This is a genomic window from Actinosynnema pretiosum (assembly GCF_024171695.1).
In the GTDB taxonomy this organism is placed as follows: domain Bacteria; phylum Actinomycetota; class Actinomycetes; order Mycobacteriales; family Pseudonocardiaceae; genus Actinosynnema; species Actinosynnema pretiosum.
In genome coordinates this window covers 565562-580405 of record NZ_JAMTCF010000003.1, presented here as the reverse complement: position 1 = coordinate 580405, position 14844 = coordinate 565562, and the positions used below count along the sequence as shown (strand labels likewise).

16 protein-coding genes and 1 pseudogene are annotated in these 14844 nt (G+C 72.6%); 9 read left to right on the top strand and 8 right to left on the bottom strand.

Going from position 1 to position 14844, the window contains the following annotated elements:
- The 5 genes and pseudogenes from LV78_RS09105 to LV78_RS09085 all read left to right on the top strand — a co-directional run.
- Positions 1-327 (top strand): annotated as a pseudogene (locus LV78_RS09105) (IS5/IS1182 family transposase); the annotation flags it as partial.
- A 309-nt stretch (positions 328-636) separates the two neighbouring features.
- Positions 637-1383, top strand: a complete 747-nt coding sequence (locus LV78_RS09100; RefSeq protein WP_253844296.1) for a maleylpyruvate isomerase N-terminal domain-containing protein — start codon at positions 637-639, stop codon at positions 1381-1383.
- 23 nt (positions 1384-1406) lie between these two features.
- A complete protein-coding gene (purU, locus tag LV78_RS09095) occupies positions 1407-2282 on the top strand; it encodes a formyltetrahydrofolate deformylase (RefSeq protein ID WP_253844295.1) in 876 nt (291 codons plus the stop codon).
- A gap of 151 nt (positions 2283-2433) precedes the next feature.
- The gene (locus LV78_RS41520) at positions 2434-3516 is read left to right on the top strand and encodes an LOG family protein (protein WP_253844293.1); all 1083 of its coding nucleotides are present in this window, start codon (positions 2434-2436) and stop codon (positions 3514-3516) included.
- A gap of 91 nt (positions 3517-3607) precedes the next feature.
- A complete protein-coding gene (locus tag LV78_RS09085; protein ID WP_253844291.1) occupies positions 3608-4141 on the top strand; it encodes a TetR/AcrR family transcriptional regulator in 534 nt (177 codons plus the stop codon).
- A 67-nt stretch (positions 4142-4208) separates the two neighbouring features.
- On the opposite strand, the gene LV78_RS09080 is transcribed toward LV78_RS09085, so the two are convergent.
- Positions 4209-4763 carry a YbaK/EbsC family protein gene (locus LV78_RS09080; RefSeq protein WP_253844289.1) on the bottom strand — a complete coding sequence of 185 codons (555 nt, stop codon included), beginning with the start codon at positions 4761-4763 and terminating at the stop codon, positions 4209-4211.
- Positions 4764-4888: 125 nt separating this feature from the next.
- Between LV78_RS09080 and LV78_RS09075 the strand changes: the two genes are divergently transcribed.
- Positions 4889-5662, top strand: a complete 774-nt coding sequence (locus LV78_RS09075; protein ID WP_253844288.1) for a MerR family transcriptional regulator — start codon at positions 4889-4891, stop codon at positions 5660-5662.
- Positions 5663-5776: 114 nt separating this feature from the next.
- On the opposite strand, the gene LV78_RS09070 is transcribed toward LV78_RS09075, so the two are convergent.
- From LV78_RS09070 to LV78_RS09050, 5 genes are all read right to left on the bottom strand, one after another.
- Entirely contained in the window at positions 5777-6325 is a 549-nt protein-coding gene (locus LV78_RS09070) for a type 1 glutamine amidotransferase domain-containing protein (RefSeq protein ID WP_253844286.1), read from the bottom strand.
- 9 nt (positions 6326-6334) lie between these two features.
- On the bottom strand, positions 6335-7003 hold the full coding sequence (locus LV78_RS09065) for an alpha/beta fold hydrolase (protein ID WP_253844284.1): 669 nt from the start codon (positions 7001-7003) through the stop codon (positions 6335-6337).
- Complete coding sequence (locus LV78_RS09060; RefSeq protein WP_253844282.1) at positions 6997-7320, bottom strand: DUF2516 family protein; 324 nt, start codon at positions 7318-7320, stop codon at positions 6997-6999. Before LV78_RS09060 ends, LV78_RS09065 begins: the two co-directional genes overlap by 7 nt.
- 246 nt (positions 7321-7566) lie before the next feature.
- Positions 7567-8151, bottom strand: a complete 585-nt coding sequence (locus tag LV78_RS09055) for a hypothetical protein (protein WP_253844280.1) — start codon at positions 8149-8151, stop codon at positions 7567-7569.
- Positions 8152-8156: 5 nt separating this feature from the next.
- Complete coding sequence (locus LV78_RS09050) at positions 8157-8543, bottom strand: helix-turn-helix domain-containing protein (RefSeq protein ID WP_253844279.1); 387 nt, start codon at positions 8541-8543, stop codon at positions 8157-8159.
- Positions 8544-8646: 103 nt separating this feature from the next.
- Between LV78_RS09050 and LV78_RS09045 the strand changes: the two genes are divergently transcribed.
- Complete coding sequence (locus LV78_RS09045; RefSeq protein ID WP_253844277.1) at positions 8647-9774, top strand: methyltransferase domain-containing protein; 1128 nt, start codon at positions 8647-8649, stop codon at positions 9772-9774.
- Between the two features lie 33 nt (positions 9775-9807).
- Here the strand turns inward: LV78_RS09045 and LV78_RS09040 are convergent, their stop codons facing one another.
- A complete protein-coding gene (locus tag LV78_RS09040; protein WP_372494830.1) occupies positions 9808-11064 on the bottom strand; it encodes a DUF445 domain-containing protein in 1257 nt (418 codons plus the stop codon).
- A gap of 29 nt (positions 11065-11093) precedes the next feature.
- Here LV78_RS09040 and LV78_RS09035 point away from each other — a divergent pair, with 29 nt between their 5' ends.
- Entirely contained in the window at positions 11094-12266 is a 1173-nt protein-coding gene (locus LV78_RS09035) for a pyridoxal phosphate-dependent aminotransferase (RefSeq protein WP_253844275.1), read from the top strand.
- A 3-nt stretch (positions 12267-12269) separates the two neighbouring features.
- Here LV78_RS09035 and LV78_RS09030 read toward each other — a convergent pair whose 3' ends face one another.
- On the bottom strand, positions 12270-14333 hold the full coding sequence (locus tag LV78_RS09030; RefSeq protein WP_253844274.1) for an NACHT domain-containing protein: 2064 nt from the start codon (positions 14331-14333) through the stop codon (positions 12270-12272).
- 73 nt (positions 14334-14406) lie between these two features.
- Here LV78_RS09030 and LV78_RS40605 point away from each other — a divergent pair, with 73 nt between their 5' ends.
- On the top strand, positions 14407-14823 hold the full coding sequence (locus LV78_RS40605) for a TFIIB-type zinc ribbon-containing protein (RefSeq protein ID WP_308208688.1): 417 nt from the start codon (positions 14407-14409) through the stop codon (positions 14821-14823).
- The last annotated feature ends 21 nt before the right edge of the window (positions 14824-14844 follow it).

The window sequence follows — 14844 nt, the reverse complement described above, 5'->3', positions numbered from 1 at the left end:
GCACTGGCCCGAGCCTCCGTCGAACTCGACCTGCCCACCCTCGCAGACCAGGGCTATCTCAACGCGGGGCACGGGGTGGTCACCCCGAACCGCACCCCGCGCAAACGCTGGGCCGAACCCGAACTGAATGTGGACCAGAAGACCCACGACCTGCTCCTGCGTGGTCTGAGAGGTCGAGGCGAGCGTGGGTTCGCGCTACTGGTCGGACGGTGGAAGGCGTTGCGCCACACCACCGCCAGCCCACGAAAACTCACCCTCATCGTCGCCGCCGCACTGACCTGCACCCACTACGAACACAACTGGAACACCGACCAGACACCTCACTGAGATCACCTCACTTGTCAAGACGCCGTATGACACCCCGATCTACCGCACAATGCGGCGGCATCTTGACAAGCGCGCTCGGGCTTCGCCAGGCCAAACGGAGAAGAGGGACGCGGGATTGGGTGGCTGCGGGCTCGCTGCGCTCGCCCCGCAGCCCGCGCTTTGCGCCGAGCTTGGCAGTGCGGTCTTCCGGGCAGTGCGCCGAACCTGGCAGTGCGGTCTTCCGGGTAGTGCGGTGACCGGGCAATGCGACGCCCTGGCAGTGCGGTAATCGGGCAGTGCGGGGATGCAGGCTCCCCCTAGGCTCAGGCTGTGGAACACGCTGACTTCACCCGCTCCCTCCGGGAGCAGTACGACGCGCTGCGCGCTCTCATCGCGGCCACCGACCTCACCTCCCCCGTCCCGACCTGCCCAGGTTGGACGGTCGAGGCGTTAGCCCGGCACGTTGCCCGGACGCACGCCTGGTCCATCCGGGCCGCCTTGACGCCGCCCGACACCACCTCCCCTCCCCGTCCCGAGGAAGGCCCCGAGGACTGGTCCGAACTGCTGGACTGGTGGGACGAGCGCTTCACCGAACTGCTCCGGGTGCTCACGACCGAAGACCCCTCCCGCCCCTCCTGGACCTTCATCGGCCCCGGCGCCGTCTCCTTCTGGGCCCGTCGCCAGACGCACGAGACCGCCGTGCACCGGCTGGACGCCGAGCACGCCTCGCACGCCGCCCTGGGCACCGACGTCCCGGTGCTGCTCTTCCCGCCCGACCTCGCGGCCGACGGCGTGGACGAGTACCTGACCACCATGCTCACCCGCCAGCACCTCACCAAGCCGAACGAGCTCTCCGGTCGCGCCGTGCTGCACGCCGCAGACGCCTCGCGCTCCTGGCTGCTGCGCCTGACCCCCGGCGAGGCGCCCGAGGTCGGTCCGCTGGAGGGTTCGGCGGTCGACGAGGACGTCACCGCCGCAGGCACCGCCGACTCGCTCTACCGGCTGGTCTGGGCCCGCCCCAGCCACGCGGTCGTGACCGGACGGGGGGACCTGCTGCGCGCTCTCCCGCGCCCCTAGCGGAAAGCGGGGATACTGCCCCGGTGCCTCAGCAAGAACGCCGCTACGTGATCACCTTCGGCTGCCCCGACCGCACCGGCATCGTCGCCAGGATCTCCTCGTTCCTGGCCGAGCACGGTGGCCTGATCGTCGAGGCGGCCTACCACACCGACCAGGCCACGAACTGGTTCTTCACCAGGCAGGAGGTCAGGGCCGACTCGCTGCCGTTCGGCGTCGAGGAGCTGCGCGAGCGGTTCACCGCGATCGCGCGCGAGCTGGGCGCCCAGGCGAACTGGCGGGTGACCGACACCGGCGAGCGGCGACGGGTGGTGATCCTGGTGTCCAAGGAGGGGCACTGCCTGTACGACCTGCTGGGCCGGGTGGCCTCGCGCGAGCTGGACGTCGACGTCGCGGCGGTGATCGGCAACCACCCGGACCTGGCGAACATCACCAGGGCGCACGGCATCCCGTTCCACCACGTGCCGTTCCCCGCCGCCGACGCCGAGGGCAAGAGCGCGGCGTTCGCCCAGGTGAAGCAGCTGGTGGACGGGCACGACCCGCACGCGGTGGTGCTGGCCCGGTTCATGCAGGTGCTGCCGCCGGAGCTGTGCGCGGCCTGGTCGGGGCGGGCGCTGAACATCCACCACAGCTTCCTGCCCTCGTTCGTCGGCGCCCGGCCGTACCACCAGGCGCGCGCCAGGGGCGTGAAGCTGGTCGGCGCGACCTGCCACTACGTGACGGCCGACCTGGACGCGGGGCCGATCGTGGAGCAGGACGTGATCCGGGTGGACCACACCGACGCCGTGGCGGACATGGTGCGCAAGGGGCGCGACATCGAGAAGGTCGTGCTGGCGCGCGGCCTGCGCTGGCACCTGGAGGACCGCGTCCTGGTGCACGGCGGGCAGACCGTGATCTTCTGAGCCACCCGAACTGCACTGTGAAGCGGAGCGGTGAGTGCGCACAGGGCGCTTTTCCCTGTGCGCACTCAGGCCTCCGCTTCTAGGAATGTCACAGCGAAAACCTTGGCTCCGCGTTCACCACCCGTCCTCCCGCTCCCACTACGCTGCGGTGGTGCGCACCGAGATCGTCACTGTCGAGCAGGCCCGGTCCGCCCAGGACCTCCGGGGCGCGGTGCTGGTCAACCTGGACCTGAGCGGTGAGGAGCTGCGCGTCCCCCTGGACGGCGCCCTCTTCCTCGGCTGCTCGCTCAGCCCCTCCGCCCGCCGCAGGGCCGAGGCGGCGGGCGCGCTGCTGTTCCCGACCATCCCGGACCTGCCGCACGACGTCTACCGGTCGCACCTCTACACCGCGCCCGAGCTCTTCGCCGGTTTCGACCCGGCCGCGCCCGAGTCCTACGCGGACACCCCGGACCACCGGATCTACCTGCACAGCCGGAAGCAGGGCCACCACCCCGACCCGCTGCACGCGCTCGCCGAGCGGTTGCACGACCACGCGATCACCGAGGCGCTCGACGACCTGCTCGCCCGCATCCCGTCCCCACCCGTCGCGGTGATGGGCGGGCACGCGCTGGGGCGGGGCACGGACGGCTACCGCAAGGCCGTCGAGCTGGGCGCGACGCTGGGCGAGGCGGGGTTCACCGTCCTGACCGGCGGTGGTCCCGGCGCGATGGAGGCCGTGCCGCTGGGCGTGCGCGCTGGCGTGGACGACTCGATCCTCGCCGACCTCGCCGCAGCCCCGACGTTCGGCAACGACGCCCGGTCGATCGGCGAGTGGATCGCGGCGTTCCCCGAGCTGCCCGTCGCCGAGCTGCCGCGCACGATCGGCGTGCCGACCTGGTTCTACGGCCACGAGCCGCCCAACCCGGCCTGCGAGGTGCACGCCAAGTACTTCGCGAACTCGGTCCGCGAGGAGGGTCTGCTCACCGTCGCCACGGGCGGCGTGGTCTACACGCCGGGGAGCGCGGGCACGGTCCAGGAGGTCTTCCAGGACTACACCCAGAACCACTACGGCTCGGTGGGCCCGGCCGCGCCGATGGTGTTCCTCGGCGCGCGGTTCTGGACCGAGGAGGTCCCGGCGGCCCCGCTGGTGCGCAACCTGGCGCGGGGTCGGGAGGCCGAGCGCTGGATCCTGGTCACCGACGACCCGGCCGAGGCGGTCGACCTGCTTCGGAAGTACGCAGCCGAGATCGGGTGACCCCACCCCCTGATCCGCGATTCCGCCAAAGGGGCGATGGACGGATCAAGGAATAACCTTTCGATGCGCTTGCATTAGCTACGATCCCCTCGTGCCGAAAGCCGTCGATCACGATTCGCGCCGCAGGAAGATCGCGGACGCGGTCTGCAGGCTCGCCGACAAGCGCGGTTTTGAAGGCGTTTCCCTGAGGGATGTCGCCGCCGAAGCCGACGTGTCCATGGGCGCGGTGCAGCGCTGCTTCCACACCAAGGAGGACATGCTGCGCTTCGCACTGCAGGAGGTGGGCCGCAGGGCGCTGTCCAGGGCGAGAGGGGCTGAGCCGCAGGTCGGCGCGCCGCTCCCGCAGGTGACCGGTGAGGGCGTCTTATCCCACCGGTCCGAGGCCAAGGTCTGGTTGGCCTTCGCCGCCCAAGCAGCCGTCAGCCCGCCGCTCGCCGAGGTCCTGCGAGCGAACTACGCCGAATTGCACGGAATTTTCACCCGTTTGCTGGCAGATCGTCCCGACCCCGAGCACGCGGCCACAACCCTGCTGGCGCTGGCCGACGGCTTGACCACGCACGTGGTCGTCGGCCACCTTTCCCACGACCAGGCCAGAGCGGTTTTGGAAGCCCATTTGGCTGAGTGAATTACCGGTTCCAGGGGTTATCCGCGATGCCGGGCGCGCGCGAATCCACCGGGTCGGACCGGGCCGGTCAGGCCGGGCGCGCGAGCCCCTCCACGACCTCGGCCCCCGGCAGCTTGGCCAGCACCGCGCCGGGCACGAGCAGCTTGCTGCCCCGGATGCCGCTGCCGATCACCAGCTCGGGGGCGGCGGCCACCTCGGGGGACAGCAGCACGGGCCAGTCGGCGGGCAGGCCGACCGGCGTGATGCCGCCGTACTCCATGCCGGTCAGCTCGACCGCGTCGTCCATCGGCGCGAACGAGGCCTTCCTGGAGTCGAGCCTCCTGCGCACCACCCCGTTGACGTCGGCCCTGGTGGTGGCGAGCACGACGCACGCCGCGTACCGCGTGACCTCTCCCCGCTTCCCCGCCACGATCACGCAGTTCGCGGACGCCGTCAGCGGCGACCCGTAGGCCTCGCAGAAGGCCGCGGTGTCCGCGAGCTCCGCGTCGATCTCGGTGACCGCCACCCGGTCGGCCTCGGCCAGCGCGCGCACGGCGGCGGCAACGGGTCCGGCCAGCAGGTCGGGGCGGTCCAGGACGGGGACTGGGGTCAGCGACCCGGCGATGCTCCACACCCGGCCCATCCTGCCACCGGGGCCCGGCGGGTCCCGGCGACCCGCCGGACCCCGGTCATCCGTCCGAGCGTCGCGCTTGACGTTGACGCTGCGTCAACTCCTACCGTCGTTCCCAGCACGGCTGAGGAGGACGGATGAGCTGGTCGATCGCCGAGGTGGCGCGCATGGCGAAGGTGACGTCGCGGACCCTGCGCCACTACGACTCGATCGGGCTGCTCGCCCCGGCCCGAACCGGGGTCAACGGGTACCGCTACTACGAGCGCGAGCAGCTGCTCAGGCTCCAGCAGATCCTCCTGCTGCGCGACCTCGGGCTCGGCCTGGACACCGTGGCCGAGGTGCTGGACGGCAGGCACACCCAGCTCGACGTGCTGCACAACCACCTCGCGTGGCTGCGCGCCGAGCGGGAGCGGTTGGACCTGCTGGCCGCGACCGTCACCAGGACCATCGACGAACTGGAAGGCAGGACCGCCGTGAGCAGGACGGAAGAGCTGTTCGACGGCTTCGACGCGGACCGCCAGGCCCGCTACGAGGCCGAGCTGGTGGAGCGCTACGGCGAGTGCGTCGTGGAGCCGATCGCGGAGGGGAAGGAGCGGATGAAGGGCTGGTCGCCCGCCGACGCGGCGGGGTTCAAGGCCGAGTGGGAGGCGATCGCGGCGGCGTTCGGCGAGGTGGCCGCGAGCGGGGCCGCGCCGGACTCGCCGGAGGCGCTGGCGGTCACCGCCCGGCACCACCGCTGGCTGCTGCGCAGCTGGACGCCGAACCGGGAGTCGTACACCGGGCTGGGCGAGCTGTACGCGGACTCGCCTGAGTTCAGCGCGCAGCTCGACGCGCACGGCGCGGGCGTAGCCAACTACACCCGTAACGCAATGGCCGCCTTCGCTGTGACACTCCCAGAAGCGGAGGCCTGACTGCGCACAGGGAAAAGCGCCCTGCGCGCAGTCACCGCTCCGCTTCACAAAACGTGACCGGCCCTCCCCGGAGCCTTGCCTCTCCGGAAGGGCCGGTCGGGTGAAGTCAGGTTGCTACAGCCCGAATGCCTTCAGCGCCGCCTTGTTGAACGCGGGCAGGTCGTCCGGGTTGCGGCTGGTCACCAGGGTCCAGCCGTTGTGGTCGCAGACCCTGACCTCCTCGTCCGACCAGTCGGCGCCCGCGTTGCGCAGGTCCGTCTTGATGCTCGGGTAGGAGGTGAGCTTCTTGCCCTTCAGCACGTCGGCCTCGGCCAGCAGCCACGGACCGTGGCAGATCGACGCGATGGGCTTGCCCGCCTGCGCGAACGCCTGGACGAAGCGCACCGCGTCCTCGTCCGTGCGGACCAGGTCCGAGTTGGCCACGCCGCCGGGGATCACCACGCCGTCGTAGTCGGCCGGGTCGGCCTCGGCGAACGGCACGTCCACCGGGAACTCGTCGGCGGGCGTGAGGTGGTTGAAGCCCTTGACCTGGCCGAGGGAGGTGGACAGCAGCCTGGGCACGCCGCCCGCCTTCTCGACCTCGTGCCACGGGTCGGTCAGCTCGACCTGCTCGATGCCCTCGGCGCTGACCAGGAACGCGATCTTCTTCTGCTCGTTCGCCATGCCGGTCGACTACCCGCGAGCGAGGAACTCAACCACCCGGCGCCGCACGTCACCTCGGTGGGAGAGCCAGGTCGGGACCAGTTCCAGCTCGCCCTTGGGGAAGGCGGCGGCGACCTGCGCGGCCACGTCCGACGGGTGCAGGGGGTCCTCGGTGGCGCCGACGACCAGGACCGGCGCGGTGACCCGCGACAGGGCCTCGCGGTCGGTGACGGCGACCTGACCCGTGAGGGCTTCGAGCACCCCGTCGAGGCGGTCGAAGGCGGCTCGGCGCTGCGCGAGGTAGTCGGCGGGGCCGGGGACGGCGGTGATCGCCTGCTCGCGGGTGAGGGAGCCGCGCGGCCGGTCGAGCACGGCGGGCAGCAGCAGCACGACGCGCTCGAACGCGTCGGGCTCGTCCGCGAGCAGCGCCAGCAGCGCGGCGGAGCTGAGCGAGACGCCGACGGCCCGCGTCGCGCCCGTCTCGCGGGCGACGGCGCGCAGGTCGGCGGCGATCCCGGAGTACGTCCAGTAGCCGGGCGGGGCGTCCGGGGCGTCGCCGTGACCCGGCAGGGTGACGACGACCCTGGTGCCCGGCAGGCCGGACGCGGGCAGGCGGGCCTCACCCGGCGTCGCGCCGAGGCCGTGGGCGACCAGCGTGACCGGTCCGCCCGAGCCGTGGCTCCGGTGGGCGATCACCACCTGGGGCCGCGCTGCACCTCGATCAGTCGGGGGCGGACGTCGACCAGGTAGACGGAGACCGCGGTGACGCCGATGAGCCAGAACATGCCGCCCGCGCCGTTCAGGGAGAACAGCAGCAGCGCGAGCGCGCCACCACCGGTGATCCCCATCCAGGCGGGCTTGGTCAACCGCTCCGCGGCCTGGTAGGCCTCCGCGCGCTGCGTCACCGCGTGGGCGAACGCGAACACGCCCGCGAACAGCGCCACGTAGTAGATGAGGAACAGCACCCAGGCATCCAGGTACGCCACGTCGGCGGGTGGGAATCTGAACAGCGGCACGGAACCCAGGGTACGCGGGGAGCGCGGTCGTGGACACCCGGCGGAACCGGGGCGGCTCGGGTTCCGACCGGGATGGCGGGGTGTTTCCGCAGGTCAGGGCGAGTGCCTGCGGGAAAGGGCGATTCGTGGGGGCCGGGGTTCGACGTCCCTCCCCCGAACCTTCCCCCGAACGGCGCGCGGCGGACCACCCGGAAGTGGTCCGCCGCTGCTCAGCGCTGGTCCTCGGAGGTCCCGCCCGGACGTCGGCTACTCGCCCTGCGCCGGGGCGGGCTTGGCCTTGCGGGGCGCGGTGCGGTTCGCGGCCTTGCGGCTGTTGCTGCGCACCTCGTGGGCGACCTCGGCGCCCGCGTCGACGACGGCCTCGGCGATCTCCTCGGTGGCGTCCTCGACCTCGGCGGCGAGCTTCTCGCCGGTCGAGCGGGTGCGGCGGGTGACCTTGCCGAGCACGTCGTCGGCGATCTTGTTCGCGTCGTCGGCGGCCTGGTCGACCTGGCTCAGCGCCCGCTGGACCTGCGGCTGGGTCTTGAGCTTCTCCAGCGCGTGCTCGCCCTGCTCGGCGAGGTACTGGTAGAGGTCGACGGCGGACTTGGTGTAGGCGTCGACCACCTTGCGCAGCTCGGCCGCGTCGAAGCGACCGCGCAGCTCGGCGGGCAGGTCCTCGGCGTTGGCCCTGGCCGTCTCGACCCGGTCCTTGACCTTGCCCAGCGCCTCGACCACGGCCTTGGCCGCGAGGTCGCCCGCGCCGAGCGCGGCCAGGAGCGGGGTGCGGGCGGCGGAGGCTGCCTGCTCGCCCGCCTTGCGGAGTTCCTCGGTGGTGGGCAGGTTCGCCATGGTGATCACTCCTCGTGCTCGGTGACGGCGGTGGCGGCGTTCTCACGCCGGAAGGACGCGTAGACGTCGAGCAGCACCTGCTTCTGCCGCTCGGTCAGGTCGGGGGCGGTGGTGATGGCGTCGGCGAGCGCGCCGCCCTCGCGCTGCTGGAGGATTCCCGCCTCCACGTAGAGCGCTTCGGCGGAGATCCGCAGGCCCTTGGCGATCTGCTGGAGGATCTCGGCGCTGGGCTTGCGCAGGCCTCGCTCGATCTGGCTCAGGTAGGGGTTGGAGACACCGGCCAGCTTGGACAGCTGGCGGAGCGAGATCTTGGCGCTGTTGCGCTGCTCCTTGATGTAGTCGCCGATGCCCTTGCCGAGGTCGGCGACCGCCTTGTCGATCGACTTGTCCACGTCACCACCTCCCGACTTCCACGGTACGAGCGAGTGCTAGCTCTTGCAAGCGCACTGCTAGCACTCGGGGCGTGTGCTGCGACACAGCGCTACCGTGGGTCGCGTGGACCTCGGCGCGCGGCTCCGCGAGGGGCTGGTCGACGGCATGGTCGGGGAGGGCGTCCTCTCCGATCCCCGCTGGGTGCGCGCGTTCCGCGAGGTGCCGCGCGAGGCGTTCCTGCCGGGCTTCTTCGCCCAGCGGGAGGACGGCGCGTGGGTCCCGGTGACCTCCGGCGACCCGGACTGGTTGCGTTTGGTCTACCGGGACGACGTCCGGGTGACCCAGCTGGACGGCGACGACGGGGCGTGGTCGCGGGCGCGGGAGCTGGGGTGGGCGCGCGGCGTGCCGACCAGCTCGTCGAGCATGCCGACGATCATGGCGATCATGCTGGAGGCGCTCGGGGCCGAGGACGGCCACCGGGTGCTGGAGATCGGGACCGGGACGGGGTACAACGCGGCGCTGCTGTCGGCGGGGCTGGGTTCGTCGGCGGTGGTGACGGTGGACGTGGACCCGGCGGTGCTGTCCCGCGCGCGGGCCGCCTTGGCGGCGGCGGGCTGGTCCCCGACGTGCGCGCGGGCGGACGGCGCGGGCGGCTGGCCGGAGGCGGCGCCGTACGACCGCGTGCTGGGAACCTGCGCGGTGTCCCGCGTGCCGCTGCCGTGGCTGGAGCAGACCAGGCCGGGGGGCGTGGTGGTGACCACCCTGAACCGCCCGCTGGGTGCGGGGTTGATCCGCCTGACCGCGCTGGGCGGGCAGCGGGCGGAGGGCAGGGTCCTGGCGGAGGACGGCCGCTTCATGCCGCTGCGGGCGCACGCGGCGGGGTGGGCGGAGGGTGCGCTGGCGCGAGCGGCGACGGCGGTCCCGGAGGAGACCAGGGCGACCTCCCTGCCCGCGCACGAGGTGGTGCACCCTGGAAGCGGCTACGAGTTCTTCGCGGGCCTGGTGCTGCGCGGCGCGGTGGTGACGATGAACCCGGTCCTGCTGGCCCACGAGGACGGCTCGTGGGCCCGCCCGAGAGCGGGCCTGGTGTCCCAGGGCGGCCCCCGGCGGCTGTGGACGGAGGCCGAGGAGGGCCACCGCGAGTGGACCGCGCTGGGGAGGCCCCGGCGGTCGCGGTTCGGGGTGACGGTGGAGGGGGAGGACCAGCGGTTCTGGCTGGACTCGCCGGAGGGGCCGAGCTGGGCGGTGTGAGCCGGGAGGCGAGGCCCCGCCGACCGCCCCACCTCACACCAGCAGCTGCCCCACCGAGTAGATCACCAACCCCGCCAGCGCCCCGACCACCGTCCCGTTGATCCGGATGAACTGCAGATCCCGCCCCACCTGCAGCTCGATCTTCCGCGACGTCTCCTCCGCGTCCCACCGCTCCACCGTGTCCGTGATCAGAGTCGTGATCTCGTCCCGGTAGTTCGCCACCACGTACCCGGCCGCGTCCTCCAGCCACCCGTCGACCTTGCCCCTGACCTGGTCGTCCTCCACCAGCCGCGTCCCGAACTTCACCAGCCCGTCGCGCACCCTGGTCCGCAGCTCGCTCGACGGGTCCTCCGCCGCGTCCAGCAGCATCTTCTTCGCGGTCCCCCACGCCGACCCGATGACCTTCTGCACCTCCGGGTGCTCGATCACCTGGTCCTTCACCAGCTCGGCCCGCTCGATCGTCGCCGGGTCGTGCTGGAGGTCGCGGGCGAACTCCTCCAGGAACTGGTCCACCGCCACCCGCATCGGGTGGTTCACGTCCGTCTTCACCGCCCACGCGAAGTTCAGCAGCTCGTTGTAGACCTTGTCGCCCAGCAGCGAGTCCATGAACTTCGGCGACCACCCCGGCGCGCGCTGGGTCACCACCTGCATCACCTTGGCGTGGTTGTCCTTCACCCACTCGTACAGCCGGTCGCACACCAGGTCCACCAGCTTGTGGTGCCCGCCGTCCACGAACACCTGCCCGAGCAGCTTCCCCAGCGGCGGGCCCCACGGCTTGGCCATCAGGCGCTGCACGACCGCCTGCTCGACCACCGCCTGCACGTGCTCGTCCCGCAGCACCGTCACGGCGCCCTTGACGACGTTCGACACCTCGGACGTCACCCGCTCCGCGTGCTCGGGCTCCCGAAGCCACTCGCCGAGCCTGCGCGCCACCTCCACGCGGCTCAGCTTCTCCCGCACCACCGACTCCGCCAGGAAGTTCTGCCCGACGAACGAGCCCAGCGCGTCGCCGAAGCTGTCCTTGCGGCTGGGGATGATCGCGGTGTGCGGGATGGGCAGCCCCAGCGGCCTGCGGAACAGGGCCGTCACCGCGAACCAGTCGGCCAGCGCGCCGACCATCCCGGCCTCGGCCGCCGCCCGGACGTACCCGACCCACGCGGGGCCGTCCGCCTCGAACAGCAGGGTCACCAGGAACACGGCGGTCGTGGCGAGGAAGAACCCCGTCGCCACGAGCTTCATCCTGCGCAGGTCCCGCCGCTTCACCTGGTCGGCGGCCGTCAGTTGCTCCACGCCCCCATTGTCCGTGAAGATCCTGGGTCGTGCGGGTACCAGCGCTAGTCCCCAGGTTGCGGCCGTTCACCTCGACGATCTTCGCCGAGATGACCGCGCTGGCGAACCGGACCGGATCGGTGAACCTCGGCCAGGGCTTCCCCGACACCGACGGGCCGCGGGCCATGCTCGACGCCGCGAAGTCCGCGATCGACTCGGGGGCCAACCAGTACCCGCCGGGACCGGGCGTCCCTGCGCTGCGGCAGGCGATCGCCGAGCACCGGTCCCGCTACGGCACGCGCTACGACCCGGACACCGAGGTGCTGGTGACGGTCGGCGCGACCGAGGCGATCGCCGCGTCCCTGCTGGCGCTGGTGGAACCCGGCGACGAGGTCCTGCTGATCGAGCCCTACTACGACTCGTACGCGGCGGCGGTGGCGATGGCGGGCGCGACGCGCCGCGCGGTCGGCCTCGCCGAGGAGCCGGGCACCGGCAGGCTCGGGCTGGACGTTGCCGCGCTGCGCGCCGCCGTCACGCCGCGCACCAGGGCGGTCCTGGTGAACTCCCCGCACAACCCCACCGGCACCGTCCTCACCCGCGCGGAGCTGGGCGCGATCGCCGCGCTGTGCGTCGAGCACGACCTGGTCGCGATCACCGACGAGGTGTACGAGCACCTGGTGTTCGACGGCAACGAGCACCTGCCGCTGGCCGCGTTCCCCGGCATGGCCGAGCGGACCGTGACGATCTCCAGCGCGGGCAAGTCGTTCAACTGCACCGGCTGGAAGATCGGCTGGGTCTGCGCGCCCGCGCCGCTGCTGGACGCGGTGCGCGCGGCCAAGCAGTTCCTCACGTTCGTGGGCGGCGCGCCGTTCCAGCCCGCCGTGGCGCACGCGCTGCGGCACGAGCTGCCGTGGGTGGACCGGCTGCGGGACTCGTTGCAGGACAAGCGGTCCCGGCTCGCCGAAGGCCTGACCGACGCCGGGTTCGCGGTGCGCCCGTGCGAGGGCACCTACTTCATCACCGCCGACGTCCGCCCGCTCGGCTTCGACGACGGCGAGCGGCTGTGCCGGGAGCTGCCGGAGCGGATCGGCGTGGTCGGCGTGCCGGTGCAGGTGTTCGCCGACCACCCGGAGCGCTGGAAGCACCTGGTGCGGTTCGCGTTCTGCAAGCGCGACGAGGTGCTCGACGAGGCCGTGACGCGGCTGCGGAAGCTGGGCGGGTAGGCCTCACACCGCCGACTCGGCGGGCGCCCCCTCACCTCGGGTGGCGTCCGCCCCGGCGCCGCGCACCTTGAAGCCCTTGACCCCCTTCGGCTTGAACAGGCCCCGGCCGCCCTTCACCTTCGCCGCCACCGGACCCGCGAGCCGGTCCTGCACCAGCGCGTGCCGGAACTGGTAGCAGGCCCCCGCCTGCCGCAGCACGCCGAGCTTGCGCGCGTCCTCCAGGAACGCCATCAGCTCCCACGGCAGCCTCCCGCGCAGCGCCAGCCACACCCGCGCCACGGTGAACCACCACCACCGCAGGTTCAGCACGGTCAGCGCGAACCCGAGCAGCAGCCCGGACGCCAGCCCCAGCCCGACCATCCCGGTCTGCTTGGGCCCGAACACCAGCCCGGCCGCCGCGCCGAACACCACGGCCAGCACCAGCGACCCGGTCCACACCGCGATCCGGTCGCGCGCCATCGTCCAGAGCGGGCTGGACGGGTGGGTCAGCTCGGCGTTGCTGCTGAGCGCGAACCGCAGCGCGGTCGCGACGGCCAGCCCGAGCCCGACGACGAGCCCGGCCGACAGCCCGTAGAGCGCGCCGAACACCAGCCCGGCCGCGCCGCCGACCGACGCGCTGAGCACCAGCACGCTGCGCCACACCCCGTGGTGCGCCTTGACCTTCGGCGCGTGCCGACCCGACGCGTACAGCGCGGCCACGGCCACCGCCGCGCCGACCACGAGCCCGCTGTACGGGGCGAGCGCGGGCGTGCTGGCGTACGCCATCAGCCACGCCACCCCGGCCCCGCCGATCAGCCCGAGCACGACCGCGCCGAGCGCCGCCAGCCACGTGCTGCCGACCGACCGCCGCAGCTCCCACCAGGCCAGCTCGCGGATGCCGCGCGCCCGCATCTCGGCCGCGAGGAACCGCAGCCACCGCACCGCCTTGTCCCTGGGCCACACCTGGCTGGCCCGGAACTGGTGCGCCACGGCCCGGTCGCCGAACGCGCCGGACACCAGCACGTCGGCCAGGTGCTCCTCGATGGCCCGCCGGTCGGGGAACCGGGTGCGGTCGAGCAGCTCGCTCGGCTCGCCGTAGGCGTAGACCACCCCGGCCATGCCGACGGTGAGCGGCGTGGAGAGCGCTTCCGCGAGGTGCCCGCCGGGGTTCTCCCTCAGGTGCAGGAACACCGGCTCCCACCCGGCGGCGGACAGCTGGTCACCGGCGGAGCGCAGGTGGTGCGCGACGGCCCCGTGGTCGAGCGGGTGCAGCCGCACGGCGTCGGCGCCCGCGAGCGGGCCGACCTGGGCGACCGCGTTCGCGTACTCCTCGGTGCGGCTGGTGAGCACGAGCGGCGCGGACGCCGGGAAGGCGCGGGCGATGCGGTCGAGCGCGGCGGAGCGCTTGGACGCGGGCAGCTGGTCGAAGCCGTCGAGCACGGGCATGACGCGGCGCTGCTCCACCAGCAGGTCGGCGGCGTAGCTGCCGTACAGCTCGTTGTTGCGCAGCGCCGGGTGGTCCTCGTAGAGCCTGCGGGTCATCCAGCTGCGGACGTCCTCGGCCTCCGGGTCCCAGGTGGACAGCGGCAGCAGCACCGGGACGGGGCCGCCGCGCTCCAGCAGGCCGAGGGTGAGCAGCATGGCCGTGGTGGACTTGCCGGAGCCGGGCGCGCCGAGCAGCACGAGCCTGCGGTGCGCCTGCCGCTCGAACGCGCCGACGACGCCGGTGCTGCGGCCCGGTGGCGGCGTGGCGGTGTTGACGGGCTCGTCGGGGGCGCTCCAGTGCAGGTCGAGCAGCCCGGCGCCGTCGAGCCCGCGCGCGCGGCACTCGTCGTTCCACTGCGCGTGCAGGGCCCTGGACAGCGCGGCGGAGGCGGCGTCGAGGTTGGCGTCGGTCGCCAGGACCGGGGTCCTGCGGCGCTGGAGCCACGGGTCGACGGCGGCGAGGAACAGCAGGAAGCCCCCGGACAGCACGCCGAGCCACAGGTCGGGGTCGATGCCGCTGTCGGTGGCGAGGAGCCCGGCGACCGCCAGGAGCGCGGCCAGCACGCACCCGGTCAGGACGGCTCGCTGGCGAAATCTGGACACCCCGGCATGATGGCCCACCGATCACCGACCGTGCCCAGGCGGGCACCCCTGTGTTGCCCGTAGTCTCGAAGTCGTGATCTGCCCGAAGTGCCAGGACCTGATGAAGACGATCACGCGGGGCGCCGTCCACATCGACCAGTGCGAGAACTGCCGGGGCGTCTTCCTCGACGGCGGCGAGCTGGAGCAGATCGTCGCGGCGGAGCGGGCGCACTACGGCCACACCGCCACGACCGGCGCGGTTCCCGGCCAGGAGGGCGATCAGGGCGCGCCGCCGCCGTACCAGCCTGCGGGCGGAGACCCCGGCGCCACTGCCCACTTCACGCCGGGACAGCCAGCGCAGGGCCAGCCGGGGACGCCGCCGCCCTACCAGCCGCCACCGGGTACCGAGCAGCCGCCGGCACCGGGTTACGCGCCGGGATACGGCTACGCCCAGCCCGGCTACGGCTACCCGCCACGCCGCAAGAGCTTCCTGGAGCAACTGCTGGACTAGCTGTGACACTCCTGGAAGCGG

Excerpts from the sequence above, each read along its gene's own strand:
- LV78_RS09080 (WP_253844289.1), bottom strand. The coding sequence starts at position 4,763 with ATGGGCCGGGTGTGGAGCATCGCCGGGTCGCTGACCCCAGTCCCCGTC.
- LV78_RS09055 (WP_253844280.1), bottom strand. The coding sequence starts at position 8,151 with ATGGCGAACCTGCCCACCACCGAGGAACTCCGCAAGGCGGGCGAGCAG.
- LV78_RS09070 (WP_253844286.1), bottom strand. The coding sequence starts at position 6,325 with ATGGCGAACGAGCAGAAGAAGATCGCGTTCCTGGTCAGCGCCGAGGGC.
- LV78_RS09075 (WP_253844288.1), top strand. The coding sequence starts at position 4,889 with ATGAGCTGGTCGATCGCCGAGGTGGCGCGCATGGCGAAGGTGACGTCG.